We start from the raw sequence: 13,039 nt of genomic DNA, 5'->3' as shown, positions 1-13,039 counted from the left end.
AGACCCCGCCGCCGACTGCGGCGTGACCGGCGGCTGCGGATCGTGCGCCCTGCAGGGCATGTGCGAATCGGAGAGCACCACCACCCGGTAGCGCTCCGTGGGGAGGCCCGCGTGGAGGTCCCGTGAGAGCGCCCTCGTGGGGGCCCAGGTGGGGGCCCGCGTCCCGGCCCGACCGGTGGCCCGCCCCCCACGCGCTACCTACGGTCAGAGGTCCATCCGACCCACACCGTGAAGGAGCTCGCCATGGCCCAGAAGTCCACGACCGAGTCCGACCAGGACGTCGTCGACATCCTCACCGCCGACCATCGCGAGATGATCGGACTCATCGAGATGATCGAGGAGACCACCGACCCCGAGGAGCGCCGGTCGCTGGCCGACTCCGTGATCGCCGAGGTGACCCGCCACTCGGTGGCCGAGGAGTTGTTCGTCTACCCCGTCTACGAGCGCGAGGTCCCGGACGGCGGCGACGAGGTCGAGCACGACAAGGAAGAGCACCAGGAGATCGAAGAGGTGATGAAGGAGCTCGAGGGCCTGGACTCCGAGAGCGCCGAGTTCATCGCCACCGTGAAGCGCTTCAAGGAACTCCTCGATCACCACGCGGACGACGAGGAGACCGACCAGTTCCCCAAGCTGCGGGCAGCCGTCTCCGCCGAGGACCTGCTGGACCTGGGCCGCAAGGTCGAGGCGGCCAAGATGATCGCTCCCACCCGTCCGCACCCCGGGTCGCCGCACTCCGAGCTGTTCCACATGACGCTGGGACCCGGTGTCGGCATGGTCGACAGGCTTCGCGACGCCTTGAGCGGCCGACTCAAGAACACCTGATCGACCGGTCCTGGTCCGGGCGCGGGCGTCCGTACGCGCGGGCGTCCGTACGGCTGGTCAGTGCAGCTGGGACAGCACCCGGACCAGGACCGCGGTGAGGCCGCACCCGGCCATCACCAGCACCATCGCCACCAGGCCGACGTTGTAGCGGACCTGGGTCTGCTGGACCTCGCCGCCCCGGACGAACCGCCCCACCCGTTGTTCGTGGTGCAGCTGCACCCTGAGCAACGCGAGCAGCGGAACCACCACGAGGGTCGCGAAGACGGCCGCCCACACCCACGAGGTCTCGGCGATCAACTTGGCCACGAGGATGATGTTGACGGTCACCACGGCCCAGGTCCGCGCCCACGACAGGCTGGTGCGCTCGGCCTGCAGTCCGGCGTCGGGCGGGACGGCCTCCGGGCGCACGCCGATCCGCCGCCGCGGGGCGCTCATGCGATGGTGCCGCCGAGGATCGCGACGACCAACAGGATCGCACCGGTCGCGATGCCCAGCACCAGAAGGATCGACGCCTGCGGGACCGGTAGCGGCTTGTTGTGACGCATGGAGGCCTCGATCCGGATCCAGCGTCGGAAGGACACGGTCGCCAGCAGTGCCGCCATCACGAGGAGTACGCAGGCCAGCGGGGTCCGGATGATCTCAGGGATCTCGTCGCCGGCGAAGGCTTCCATCGCCACCGCGCCGGCCATCAGGCCCAGGCTCGTCCGGATCCACGCCAGGAAGGTGCGCTCGTTGGCGAGCGTGAACCGCGGGTCCGGTTCCTCGCCGTCCCGCAGCGACTTGGGCCGCCACCCCTGTCCGACTTGGTCCGTCATTCCCCGAGCCTATCGGCCGCCCCTGCGGGCCTCGTCCGGACCTCCCGCGGACCGGAGTGATCAAATGGGGCGATGAGCTTTCTGCGGCGCCTCCGGATCGAGCCGTTCATCCTGGCGATCCTGGCCGCCGTCGTGGTTGCTGCGGTGCTGCCGGCCACCGGAGGGGCGGCGACGGCGCTGGGGTGGGTCACGACCGTGGGGATCGCTGTCCTGTTTTTCCTCTACGGCGCGCGGTTGGAACCCCGTGAACTGCTGGCCGGTGTGAAGCACTGGCGGTTGCACTCGGTGGTGCTGGCGGCGACGTTCCTGCTGTTCCCGGCCCTGGGGCTCCTGGGCAGGTGGGCGCTCACGCCGGTTCTCGGTGAGCCGCTGGCCGCCGGTTTCCTCTTCCTGACGCTCGTACCGTCGACCGTGCAGTCCTCGATCACCTTCGTGGCGATCGCCCGCGGCCACGTGAGCGCTGCCGTGGTCTCCGCGTCCGTGTCCAACCTGCTCGGGGTGGTCATCACTCCCCTATTGGTCTTCGCGCTCATGACCAGAGACGGATCGGTGGTCATCACGTGGGACTCGGTCGGGAAGATCGCCCTGCAGCTGCTCCTGCCGTTCGTCCTGGGCCAGCTGCTGCGGCGTTGGGTCCTGCCGGTCACCACGAGGATCAGGCGACTGGCGCTGTTCGACAAGTCGGTGATCGTCCTGATCGTCTACGCGGCGTTCTCCGACGGGGTCGCCGACGGCATCTGGTCGAGGGTCGGGCCGGCCCAACTGGCGTGGCTGATCGCCGCGTGCTGCGTCCTGCTCGCGGTGGTGCTGGGCCTGACCGCGTTGATCTCCCGCGTGCTCGGGTTCGAGGATCGGGACAAGAGGGTCGTGCAGTTCTGCGGGTCCAAGAAATCGCTGGCCACGGGGCTGCCCATGGCCGCGGTGCTCTTCGTCGGCCAGCCCGTCGGGCTCCTGGTGCTCCCCCTGATGCTGTTCCACCAGATCCAGCTGATCGTGTGTGCGTGGCTGGCCGGGCACTACGGCCGGGCGGAGGGAACCGAGGCGCCCGCGGCGTGAGGTGGGCACGATCCCGCTATGAGCGGTTCTGGTCCAGGAACCCGAGCACGGCCGCCGACACCTCCGCGGGGCGTTCCTCCGGCGCGAAGTGACCGCAGTCGTCGATCACGCGGAGGGCACTGCCCGGGATCGCCCGGTGCAGCCGGTGGGCGTGATCGATGACCTGCCAGGTGTCGTCCGCACCCCAGATCAGTTGGACCGGGACCTGCCCCAGTGTGTGCAGCCTGTCGCTGATCTCCATGGTGTGCACGGGGTCGTAGTGCGCGACCTGGTGCTGGAACAGACTCGGCTGACCGATCGGTCCGCTGATGAAGTCCACGTACACGCGCAGGGCCTCCGGGTCGAAGCCCGTGGGATCGCTGTGCGTGGACAGCAGCCACTCGCGGAAGTGCGCGCGGTGCTCGTCGTCGGGCTTCTTCGCCAACCCCTCCAGCCCGTCGGCCATCTGCTGCCGGGTCCGCTCGGAGGGGTAGGTGTCAAAACTCACCACGTCGATCAGAGTGAGCGTGCGCAGACGCTCGATCGAGCGGACCCCGAACCGCTGGGCGATCCCACCGCCGATGTCGTGAGCGACCAGGTGGAACGAGTCCAGTCCCCACAGGTCGAGCAGCCCGTCCAGCACCGCGACGTTGCCGGTGATCGACGTGTCCACGGCCGGGTCCCACGGCCGCTCCGACAGGCCGTACCCCAGCAGGTCGAACACGTGCACGCGGTACCCGGCGTCGACGAGCCGGGGCACGACGTTCCGCCAGATGTATGACGACGAGGGGGTGCCGTGCACCAGCACCACAGGCTCTCCGGCCCCGTGGACGCCGTAGGCGACGCGGTGGCCGCCGATGACGGCGTGGCTGTCGACGACGTGCTCCATCCCGGACCTCCGATACGGTCGTTCCCCGGTCATGGGAGGCGTTCTGGCCTCTGGCTCAGCCTGCGAAGTCCGCGACGAGCCGCTCGGCCAGTTCTGCGGACGACTGCGGGTTCTGGCCTGTGTAGACGCCCCGGTCCTCCACGACATACGAGCCCCACGGCTCGGCGGCCGACGAGTAGTCCGCACCGAGCTCGACGAGCTTGTCCTCGAGGAGCCAGGGGGCGTTGGCGGCCAGACCCACCTGCTCCTCCTCGGCGTTGGAGAAACCGGTCATCCGGTAGCCGGCGAACGGCGAGGAGGCCGGGTCCTCGGACGCCGCGAGTACGGCGGCGGGGGCGTGGCAGAGCAGGGCCACGGGCTTGCCGGCGCTCACCCGCTCGGTCAGGATCGCCCCGGACGTCTGGTCGCGGGCCAGGTCCTCGAGCGGGCCGTGGCCGCCGGGGTAGAAGACCAGGTCGAACTCCGCATGGTCCACAGACGCCAGGTCAACGGGCGAGTTCAGGACGGGCGCCAGCTGGTCGAGCGAGGCCTTGACCTTCTCGAGGGTCTGCGGATCTCCAGCACCCTCACCAAGGCTGGCCTGGTCGACCGTCGGGGCGCGACCCCCGGGTGTGGCGACCGTGACGTTCCATCCGGCCCCGGTGAAGACCTCGTAGGGGGTGACGAACTCCTCGGCCCAGAATCCGGTGGGGTGCGCGGAGCCGTCCTTGAGAGTCCAGTGGTCGGCGGCGGACATGATCATGAGAACGCTTGTCATGACACAACTCTACGGAGGTCACGCTGAAGCGTGACTGAACGCTTCCGAGGTGTTCCCGGTCACAAAAGTCGTGGTGTAAGCGAATGCTCTCCCACCTCCCGACTATGCGCGTCTCGGCCGTTCCCGCGCGCTACCAGCGACAATCCGAATAACAGTCATGTTGACGATGTATCAGCAGGTCAACGCACCGAAACTGCGATCTTGTTCTTAGTCAACGAAGCAATTGAGCTCTGGTCGCCTTCTGCTTAATGTCTCCGGAGCGTATCGATAGAGAAGCGCATACCCTTACCCGATCTTCACGCACGGAGGCACATGTGGACCCCTTTTACGGAAGCATCTCGAGCCCGCTCTGGGTAATGGCCAACGCAGCCTTGGCCGGCGTCATCAATATGATCCCGGGGGCCCAAGCGGCCTCCACTGATCTGTATCGCACTCAGTACGAGCTCGGCGTCGATGCAGGATTGCCTGCCTACCAACTGGAAATCCTGAAAAGCAATGCCATCGCCTGGGGCTGGTGGTGAGATGAAGGGCCTAGGGCCGCGCCCTGAGGCCCGCTGGCTTGCCGCCGGCGCACTCTCTCTCGTAGGCATCACCTGCGGAGTTGCACTTGCCCACCTGACTCATGCCTCCCCCAATGCCGATGTATCCGTCGCCGGTACCAGCGAGCTCTCACAAGGTGGACTCGATTCACCCCGTGCCCCAGCTCAACCCTGGAACACAAGCGCAACTATGTCGGCTACGACATCGGTTGCGGCGCCCTCCAGCAAGGTGAACTTGCCGAATGAAGGCGTGTTAGCGCCCCCTCAGGCTGCACCTGCGCAAGCGGTCCAGGTCCCGGTACCGCTGCCCCCGGTGCAAGCCAACCCTCCGAATCCTCCCGCGCCCGCACCTATGCCCGCTGTCCCTCTGGCTCCAGCCCCTGATCCGTCGCCGCGTATCGAGGTTTCACTCATTCCGCTCAAACCCCAAGAACCAGTTCGACCTGGACAGCTCCAAGTCGGTTGACTACAGCCACACCTGAAGAAGGAGACAGAACAATGGGCATTATCGAAGGTCTCGCTCTGATCGGCGCAGTCCTCCTTGGGCCAGCGGCCGCCGCCGCTGCAGCAATCGGCTTGACTCCGCCTTTGGTCGGAGGAATCGCACTGGGAGCGGGAACCGCCGCTGTAGTTGGGGGAGCGGGAGCCGCCGCTTCTGTGTCAAACCCGTTTGTGATGGATGGTGTTGAAAACGCCGCGTTCAAAGGCCACAACGATCTCGTCGCAGGATCAGCCAACTTACTCAATGGACTTCAGCTCCCCGGCATACCGGAGTTCCACGTCAACTGAACTTCGGCCGCCCCTCATTGCGAGCTCATTCAGCCGCAACCCCGCTCCGCCCCGGCTCCGGTTGGGTCGACGCAGGGCTCCGGTGCTTGAATAGCGCGATGACCAGCGTGACCTATCTGCAGCAGACCGACGCGTCGTGGCTGCGCCCGGCTCGCCGCGCGGACCTGACGATCTCCCGGGTCTTCCCGGCCGAGCCCGCCTTCAACTCGCAGATGTACCGCGAGATCGGCGCCGACTGGAAATGGACCGACCGACTCGACTGGTCGGACGGACGCTGGGCCTCCTACTGCGCGGACCCCTGCGTCACCACCTTCCGGGCGACCCGGGGCGGCGAGGTCGCCGGGTTCGCCGAACTGCGCATGAGCCCGTGCGGGGACGAGCCGGGCTCGGGCGACGGAGACCCGGTTGACGGGGTCGATGTCGAGATCGTCTACTTCGGTCTGCTCCCCCGCTTCGCCGGCCTGGGCCTGGGTGGGTGGTTCCTCTCCGAGACCGTCCGGATCGCCTGGCAGGTCCCGGGGTGCCGCCGGGTCTGGCTGCACACGTGCGGGGACGACTCCCCGGCCGCGATCCCGAACTACCTGTCCCGCGGGTTCGTCGAGTACGCCCGGGACGACACCGGCTGCGCGGTCTGCACGGCCTGACTCACTGCCCTGTCCGGCTCACTGCACGGCCTAACTCACTGCGTGGCCAGCCGACTCAGCGCCCGCCCACCCATCCGGGAGACCAGTTTCTCCGAGACGGCGCCGAATGCCTGCAGCTCGTCGTCGTCGAGCCCCTCGAACAACCACTCCGCCAGCGCGACGCGCGCCGACACGACCTCCTCCACGATCCGACGCGACTCGTCGGTGAGGTTGACCAGACGGACCCGCCGGTCGTCCGGCGGCATGGTCCGGACCACGTGGCCACTGGCGACCAGTCCGTCGACGAGTGCGGTGACCTGGCGCGGTGAGCAGTCCAGGAAGGTCGCCAGCTCCACCTGCTTGCACTCGCCCTCCAGACCCAGGACGAACAGCAGTTCCAGTCGCGGCACCGTGAGTCCATAGTTCGCCGCAGCGCGCTCGATCGATCCCGACATCTCCTCGGCCAGCATCAACGCGCGATCGAGAATCTCACTCCCAGACAGTGCCACGTGTATATAGTTACCACTATTCACCTTTCCCACACCTGCCGACCGGCAGGGGACGAGGCGCAGGAGACACCGTGAACGTGACCATCCCGGCAGGATTCGACTTCACCGACCCGGATCTGTTCGAGAAACGACTCCCGCACGAGGAGTGGCGCCAGCTGCGGCAGACCGAACCGATCCACCGCGTCGACAAGCGTCCCGGTTCGGACGGCTTCGACGACGACCACTACTGGCTCGTCACCAGGCACGCCGACGTCAAGGAGATCTCGCGCCTCACGGGTGAGCTGTTCTCCGCGGGGGAGAACACGATGATCCCGCGGTTCTCCGAGGGAACCGACCGCTCGATCATCGAGGCCCAGCGGTCGATGCTGGTCAACGAGGACGGCGAGATCCACAAGAAGCACCGCCGGATCATCTCCCGCGGCTTCACCCCACGCGGCGTGGCCGGCATGCGCGACGAGCTCGCCGACCGCGCGCGCAAGATCGTCACCGCCGCCGCCGAGTCGAACGCCGACGACTTCGTCACCGCGATCGCCTCCGAGCTCCCGCTGCAGGCGATCGCGGATCTGCTCGGCGTGCCGCAGGAGGACCGCCACAAGATCTTCGAGTGGTCCAACATCATGACCAGCTACGACGCCGGCGGCGACCCCGACGCTCCCGCCATCGCGTCCATGGAACTCATCGGGTATGCGAACACCATGGCCGAGGACCGTGCCGCCAACCCGCGGGACGACATCGTGACCAAGCTCGTCCAGGCCGACGTCGACGGAGAGCACCTGTCGCCCGAAGAGTTCGGCTGGTTCGTCACCCTGCTGTCCGTAGCCGGCAACGAGACCACCCGCAACGCGACCACCCACGGCATGGTGGCGATGCTGGAGAACCCCGACCAGTGGGAGTTGTTCAAGCGCGAGCGCCCCGAGACCGCCTACGACGAGATCCTGCGGTGGGCCTCACCGATCACCCAGTTCCAGCGGACCGCCATGGAGGACACGGAGATCGGGGGCGTGTCCATCGCCAAGGGGGATCGCGTGCTGATCTGCTACGGCTCGGCGAACTTCGACGAGGACGTCTTCGACGACCCCTTCACGTTCGACATCCTCCGCGACCCGAACCCGCACGTGACCTTCGGTGGTCAGGGCCCGCACTACTGCCTCGGCGCCAACCTGGCGAAGATGCAGCTCGAGATCATCTTCAACGCCGTCGCCGACTATTTCCCCGACCTCACCGCGCTGGGCGAACCCACGCGACTGCGGTCCGGATGGCTCAACGGCCTCACCGAGTGGAAGGTCGACCTGGGCACCTGTCCCGTGGCCCGCTGACCTGCCGGGAGCGACCGGACCGGGGCTGCTCAGGGGGCTACCCGGCCGTCGCGGGGCGGTCTCACCCGAGCCAGGCCCGCAGCAGCATGTAGGTAGCGGTACCCAGGATGATGCTCACCGCCGCCCGCCGAAACGCCAGGTGCACAGCCAGAGTGAGAGCCAGCGCCGCTCCGGCGGGCAGCCAGGAGCCGAGTTCGGCAGTGGTGTCGCGCAGCGTGTAGACCACCAGCACCACCATCACGCCGGCCGGCATCGTGCGGCCCAGATAGCGCACGACCCGCGAGTCGCGGAGCCGGGTGAGCGCGACGAACGGGGCAGCGCGCAGAGCCATCGTCACGACGAACATCACGCCCAGCCCGGCGAGCAGATAGCCGGCTCCAGGCACCGGGGCACCGGTCATCGGTGGACTCATGCCGGTTCCCGCCCCTCACGGGTCGCCCACGCGTACCGCGCGATCAGCACGGCCACGAACGCGCACAACCCCACGATCAACATCTGCTCCGGGGCCAGCCACGCCGCCACCAGACCGCACACCAGGCCGATCACGGGGGCCGGAAGGTCTCCGGAGGCACGCCACGCGTCCACCGCGAGGACGGCGAACAGCGCGGTCAACGCGAACTGCAGGCCGTCCAGTCCGGCGGGCAGAACAGCCCCCACCAGCCCGCCGACGATGCCGGGTACCACCCACAACGTCTGACAAGTGAGGGAGATGGTCAACGTCCGCGCCCCGGTCATCTCCTTGCGCCGCTTGGTGGCCGTGATCGCGTAGACCTCGTCGGTGAGCGCATAGACGGCGTAGAGGCGGCCGAGACGCGAGCGGATGGCGTCCAACGGGAAGCTCAACCCGTAGAAGACGTGGCGGAAGTTGACCAGGAACGCCGCCGCGGCCAGCGAGTACAGGGGAGTGACCGCCGTGAGCAGGCCGATTGCCAGGAACTCCATGGACCCGGCGTAGATCACCACGGAGAACACCGGGGCCCACCACCACGCGAATCCCGCCTGGGTGAGCAGGACCCCGAACGCCAGTCCCAGGGGGATCAGACCGAGTCCCACCGTCGAGCAGTCAGCCAGACCCTTACGGATCTCTGCGCTGGTAGAGGGGGTGGTCGGCACGCGGAGCAGTGTAGCGACCGCGAGGGTCTGGCCACCCCCGACGGGACGGGGCACACTTGGTGGCGTGAGCGTGCGCGGGGCCACTCCGCCGCCCGGGATGAGGCGGCTCATCTCGTATGCCGTGGAGGGGACCGGCCCGCGGCCGCAGCGGCCACCACACCGGGGCCTGCCCTCCTCCACCCTGACCCTCGTCGTCGCCACGGACTCTCCGCTGCTGTGTTCGTACTCCTTCGCGGAGTGGGCACGGCAGGAGGGGGTACGCCACGACGTGTGCCTCGGCGGGTTCCACACCCAGCCCGTCTACCTGCAACGGCCCGACCGCGAGGAAGGCGTCCAGGTGGCGGTTCACCCCCTCGCCGCGCGGCGTCTGTTCGGGATGCCGGCGGCCGCTCTCTCCGAGCTCACGCACGAGGGCGAAGACGTCCTCGGTTCTCGGGTCCGGGCGCTTCACTCGCGGGTGGCGTCGGCACCTCCCCGTGACCGCGCCGACCTCGTGGCCGCGGGACTGGCCTCGGCGGCGGACAGGTTCGACCGCGTACCCGGGCCACGCCGGGAGGTGGTGGGCGCGTGGCGACTGCTGGAGTCCTCCGGTGGTCGGATGCGGGTGTCCCGGGTGGCCTCGGAGGTCGGGGTGACGGCCCGCCATCTGTCGACGCTCTGCAGGGCCGAACTGGGAGTCGGGACCAAGGAGCTCGCCGACCTGCTGCGCTTCGAGGCAGCTCACTCGGCGCTGCGGGAGGCCGTTCGCGGGTCCTCGGGGCCACGGCCGGACGGGCTCCGATTGGCCGACCTCGCCCACGACCACGGGTACGCCGATCACGCCCACCTCGACGCCGCCTACCGGCGGTACGCGGGCACATCACCGACGAACTGGATCGCGGAGGAGTTCCGAAACATCCAAGCCTTGCCACCCGACCCCGGAGGAGACTCACCGGCATGAGTACACACGAACCCGGCGCCGCACCCGCGCCCACCGTCTGGCACTGCTTCCGCTGCACCGACTCCCGGGTCGTGATCGACTGGCTCGTCGAGGCCCTGGGCTTCGTCGAGACCGTCTCGCACACCGACGACGGGCGGATCGTCCACGCCGAACTGCTCTGGCCGGAGGGCGGAGGCGTCATGCTCGGGGACGGCGGGCGAGGGGATGACGACCCGCACGCCACACCACCCGGGTCGGGTCTCGCGTACGTGGCGACGGCCGACTCCGACGCCGTCTACCAGCGCGCCAGGGCGGCGGGGGCCGAGATCGTCATGGACATGCACGACACCGACTACGGAGATCACACCTTCTCCGCCCGGGACCCCGAGGGCAACGTCTGGTCGGTGGGGCAGTACCGGGGGCAACCGGCACCGGACGGACGCTCGTGAACGTCCGGCCACAGCCCCTGCTCGTGGTGGCCGACGTCCCGACCTCGAGCCGGTGGTACCAGCATGTCCTGGGGGCCGAGAGCGGCCACGGAGGCGACGAGTACGAGCAGATCGTCGCCACCGATCGCCTGCTCCTCCAGCTCCACTCCCGAGCCGGTGACCGGAACCACGGCCCACTCGCCGACCTGTCGGCGCCGGTGGGCAACGGGGTGGTGATGTGGTTCGGGGTCACGGACCTCGACGCCGCCCTGACGAGGATCGAGGACTCGGCCGTCGAGGTCGAACAGCCAGTCCGGTTCAATCCCGACGCCGACCATCGCGAGATCTGGTTGCGGGATCCGGACGGCTATCGCGTGGTCCTCGCGGGGGAGACAGGCGCAGACACGGGGTGACCACCGCGAACACCGGTCGGGATCACCGAGTCCGGTCGGCGCGCGGCACGACGGGTACCGCCAGCGCGGCCACCACCGCGGCTCCGGCGAAGACCGGGCCGTAACCCCATCGGTCGATTCCCGCCGCGAACACCGGGGTGATCGCCGAGATCGCGAGGAACTGCGCGGTGTTCTGGACCCCGAGTGCCCGCCCGCTCCAATGGGGTCCGGCGTGTTCGGCGACCGCCGTGAAGGCGAGCCCGTTGTCCGCCACGGACAGGACCGTGGCGATCACGGCAAGGGCCACGGCGACGACTCCGGGGGCGCCGAAGACCTCTGCGGCGGCCAGGGCGACCAGGCCCACGGAGACCGACACCGCGACGGCGCGAAGGGGTGTCAGCCTCGAGCCCACGCGGTCGGAGATCACGCCGACGACGATGCGTCCGACCGCGCCCAGGAGTTGCGCGACCGTCACCACCGCGCCAGCCGAGACGGGTGACCAGCCGTGCCCGAGGACCAACCACGCGAGCATGAACGACTGCATGAGCGCCTGGGGGAGTACGAGCAGCACCGAGACGCCGTGGATCCGGTGCAGATAGCGGGAGGCCCGGTACGGCGAGGTGGCGAGTGTGGTGGCCGCGGGGTCGTGGCGGTCCGGCCGGGGAGGATCGGTGACGACGACGAGCGCCGCGACCGCGGAGACCGCAGCCATGACCAGAGGCACCGCCAGCGCTGCCCGGAGACCCTGCGAGGCCGCCAGCGCCGGCATGGACATCGCCGCGACCGCCGCACCGAGGGGTTGCGACATCTGCCGGACGCCCATGGCCATCCCGCGTCGTCCCGCGGGGAACCATCCCACCACCAGTCGACCGCTCGCCGAGGCCGCCGAGGCCGAGGCCGCTCCCGCGAGCAGGAAGCACACGCCGAGGAGGGTCAATGACGGGGTGACGAGAGCGCCTGCCAGGGCGGCCGTGGTGAGAACGGATCCGCTCACGAGCACGAGCCGCTCTCCGGCACGGTCGACGAGCCAACCCCAGGCCACGAGAGTGAGTGCGGTCCCCACCGAGGGCATGGCCACGAGCGCGCCCGCCGCGGGAAGCGAGAGACCGGCCTGCGTGTGGAGGTAGGGCAGCAGGAAGGCCACCCCGGCCACGAACGCCGAGGCGGAGGACGCGGCGAGCGTGCCGACGCCGAGGATCGCCCACTGGCGTGGGGCCACCCGAGCCTCGCCATGCATTCTTGCTCTCACCAGCGGGAGAGTACTCGCAGTCCTACACTATGACTACTGTGTCTCATATATTGAGATCGTGCTCTCGCGTGCACGGGAGGCTCCGACGCGACCGGGACCGGGACCGGGACCGATCAGTTGACGTCCCCGTCGTTCACGAAAGTCGCGTAGAGGGGGAGAGGCATCTCCTGCCGACGCAGCACCGTTCCCCAGACGTCCACGTGCGCCGGCGCGAGCAGATCGCTCGGCAGGCTGGGGGCCACGTACCAGTCGCCGCGGTCGAGTTCTCCCTGCAACTGCCCGGGCGCCCAGCCGGTGTATCCGACGAAGACGCGCATTCCCTCCACGTTGTCGCGGAGCAGGTCGGGCTCGCTGTCGAGATCCACCACGTGGACCCGACCCTCGATCTGCTGCAGCCCGGAGTGCATCTCACCGTCGACTCCCGACCCGAGCACCACCAGCGCGATCCCGGTATCCGGTTTGACCGGACCACCGACATGGAAGACGGCCGGCGGCGCACACATCTCCGCCCACCCGGGCAGGATCGTCTCGACCGGCGTCTCGCTCCGGCGGGTGATCACCACGCCCAGAGAACCGGAATGATCGTGCTCGATCACGTAGATGATGGCGCGCCGGAAGTTGGGATCCGGCATGTCGGGCGCCGCGATGAGCAGCGAACCGGCGACGGGATCCCGCTTGTCCATCGCGTCGTAGAGGCGGTCGCCGAAGAGGCCACCGCCGCTCAGATCATCGGGTCCCGTGTCCATGTCCCCATGATGCCCGCGCCACCGCCCGCCCACATCCGCGTCCCCTCGATCGGGTCTCGCTACGGTGGCTCCCGTGACCTCCTTGCCCACAGGACCCG

At 68.8% G+C, this 13,039-nt stretch carries 18 protein-coding genes; 9 read left to right on the top strand and 9 right to left on the bottom strand.

The window, feature by feature from the left end:
* Window positions 1-243: 243 nt before the first annotated feature.
* Window positions 244-822 (top strand): hemerythrin domain-containing protein, encoded by a 579-nt coding sequence (locus tag G6027_RS04310; protein ID WP_182635706.1) that lies wholly within the window; start codon window positions 244-246, stop codon window positions 820-822.
* Between the two features lie 57 nt (window positions 823-879).
* On the opposite strand, the gene G6027_RS04305 is transcribed toward G6027_RS04310, so the two are convergent.
* Window positions 880-1,257: a DUF202 domain-containing protein gene (locus G6027_RS04305; protein ID WP_182635704.1), complete on the bottom strand. Its 378-nt coding sequence runs from the start codon at window positions 1,255-1,257 to the stop codon at window positions 880-882.
* The gene (locus G6027_RS04300; RefSeq protein WP_182635702.1) at window positions 1,254-1,637 is read right to left on the bottom strand and encodes a DUF202 domain-containing protein; all 384 of its coding nucleotides are present in this window, start codon (window positions 1,635-1,637) and stop codon (window positions 1,254-1,256) included. Before G6027_RS04300 ends, G6027_RS04305 begins: the two co-directional genes overlap by 4 nt.
* A gap of 72 nt (window positions 1,638-1,709) precedes the next feature.
* Here G6027_RS04300 and G6027_RS04295 point away from each other — a divergent pair, with 72 nt between their 5' ends.
* On the top strand, window positions 1,710-2,693 hold the full coding sequence (locus G6027_RS04295; RefSeq protein ID WP_182635700.1) for a bile acid:sodium symporter family protein: 984 nt from the start codon (window positions 1,710-1,712) through the stop codon (window positions 2,691-2,693).
* Window positions 2,694-2,709: 16 nt separating this feature from the next.
* On the opposite strand, the gene G6027_RS04290 is transcribed toward G6027_RS04295, so the two are convergent.
* Window positions 2,710-3,594 carry an alpha/beta hydrolase gene (locus G6027_RS04290; protein ID WP_206682463.1) on the bottom strand — a complete coding sequence of 295 codons (885 nt, stop codon included), beginning with the start codon at window positions 3,592-3,594 and terminating at the stop codon, window positions 2,710-2,712.
* A 22-nt stretch (window positions 3,595-3,616) separates the two neighbouring features.
* Window positions 3,617-4,318 carry a type 1 glutamine amidotransferase domain-containing protein gene (locus G6027_RS04285; protein ID WP_182635698.1) on the bottom strand — a complete coding sequence of 234 codons (702 nt, stop codon included), beginning with the start codon at window positions 4,316-4,318 and terminating at the stop codon, window positions 3,617-3,619.
* A gap of 356 nt (window positions 4,319-4,674) precedes the next feature.
* Here G6027_RS04285 and G6027_RS04280 point away from each other — a divergent pair, with 356 nt between their 5' ends.
* The 3 genes from G6027_RS04280 to G6027_RS04270 all read left to right on the top strand — a co-directional run bounded on the left by G6027_RS04280 (window position 4,675) and on the right by G6027_RS04270 (window position 6,290).
* The gene (locus G6027_RS04280) at window positions 4,675-4,839 is read left to right on the top strand and encodes a hypothetical protein (protein ID WP_182635696.1); all 165 of its coding nucleotides are present in this window, start codon (window positions 4,675-4,677) and stop codon (window positions 4,837-4,839) included.
* A gap of 516 nt (window positions 4,840-5,355) precedes the next feature.
* Entirely contained in the window at window positions 5,356-5,646 is a 291-nt protein-coding gene (locus G6027_RS04275) for a hypothetical protein (RefSeq protein ID WP_179523985.1), read from the top strand.
* A gap of 98 nt (window positions 5,647-5,744) precedes the next feature.
* Window positions 5,745-6,290 carry a GNAT family N-acetyltransferase gene (locus G6027_RS04270; RefSeq protein WP_182635695.1) on the top strand — a complete coding sequence of 182 codons (546 nt, stop codon included), beginning with the start codon at window positions 5,745-5,747 and terminating at the stop codon, window positions 6,288-6,290.
* A 35-nt stretch (window positions 6,291-6,325) separates the two neighbouring features.
* Here G6027_RS04270 and G6027_RS04265 read toward each other — a convergent pair whose 3' ends face one another.
* A complete protein-coding gene (locus G6027_RS04265; RefSeq protein ID WP_346995627.1) occupies window positions 6,326-6,778 on the bottom strand; it encodes a MarR family transcriptional regulator in 453 nt (150 codons plus the stop codon).
* 71 nt (window positions 6,779-6,849) lie between these two features.
* On the opposite strand from G6027_RS04265, the gene G6027_RS04260 reads away from it, so the two are divergent.
* The gene (locus tag G6027_RS04260) at window positions 6,850-8,094 is read left to right on the top strand and encodes a cytochrome P450 (RefSeq protein WP_182635693.1); all 1,245 of its coding nucleotides are present in this window, start codon (window positions 6,850-6,852) and stop codon (window positions 8,092-8,094) included.
* A 61-nt stretch (window positions 8,095-8,155) separates the two neighbouring features.
* On the opposite strand, the gene G6027_RS04255 is transcribed toward G6027_RS04260, so the two are convergent.
* Complete coding sequence (locus tag G6027_RS04255; RefSeq protein WP_241726807.1) at window positions 8,156-8,506, bottom strand: AzlD domain-containing protein; 351 nt, start codon at window positions 8,504-8,506, stop codon at window positions 8,156-8,158.
* On the bottom strand, window positions 8,503-9,207 hold the full coding sequence (locus G6027_RS04250; protein WP_182635691.1) for an AzlC family ABC transporter permease: 705 nt from the start codon (window positions 9,205-9,207) through the stop codon (window positions 8,503-8,505). Before G6027_RS04250 ends, G6027_RS04255 begins: the two co-directional genes overlap by 4 nt.
* Before the next feature lie 64 nt (window positions 9,208-9,271).
* Between G6027_RS04250 and G6027_RS19445 the strand changes: the two genes are divergently transcribed.
* The 3 genes from G6027_RS19445 to G6027_RS04235 are packed head-to-tail and all read left to right on the top strand — an operon-like array spanning window position 9,272 to window position 10,967.
* Window positions 9,272-10,147 (top strand): helix-turn-helix domain-containing protein, encoded by an 876-nt coding sequence (locus G6027_RS19445; RefSeq protein WP_182635689.1) that lies wholly within the window; start codon window positions 9,272-9,274, stop codon window positions 10,145-10,147.
* On the top strand, window positions 10,144-10,575 hold the full coding sequence (locus tag G6027_RS04240) for a VOC family protein (RefSeq protein ID WP_182635687.1): 432 nt from the start codon (window positions 10,144-10,146) through the stop codon (window positions 10,573-10,575). Before G6027_RS19445 ends, G6027_RS04240 begins: the two co-directional genes overlap by 4 nt.
* Entirely contained in the window at window positions 10,572-10,967 is a 396-nt protein-coding gene (locus tag G6027_RS04235) for a VOC family protein (RefSeq protein ID WP_182635685.1), read from the top strand. The genes G6027_RS04240 and G6027_RS04235 overlap by 4 nt, the downstream gene beginning before the upstream one ends.
* A 22-nt stretch (window positions 10,968-10,989) precedes the next feature.
* Here the strand turns inward: G6027_RS04235 and G6027_RS04230 are convergent, their stop codons facing one another.
* Both G6027_RS04230 and G6027_RS04225 read right to left on the bottom strand, forming a co-directional pair.
* Window positions 10,990-12,165, bottom strand: a complete 1,176-nt coding sequence (locus tag G6027_RS04230) for an MFS transporter (protein ID WP_346995626.1) — start codon at window positions 12,163-12,165, stop codon at window positions 10,990-10,992.
* Window positions 12,166-12,308: 143 nt separating this feature from the next.
* Complete coding sequence (locus tag G6027_RS04225) at window positions 12,309-12,941, bottom strand: YqgE/AlgH family protein (RefSeq protein WP_182635683.1); 633 nt, start codon at window positions 12,939-12,941, stop codon at window positions 12,309-12,311.
* Between the last annotated feature and the right edge of the window lie 98 nt (window positions 12,942-13,039).

Source organism: Dietzia sp. SLG310A2-38A2 (genome assembly GCF_014145095.1).
Lineage (GTDB): Bacteria > Actinomycetota > Actinomycetes > Mycobacteriales > Mycobacteriaceae > Dietzia.
The sequence above is the reverse complement of the archived record's forward strand: the minus strand, read 5'-3'. Positions and strand labels throughout refer to the sequence as shown.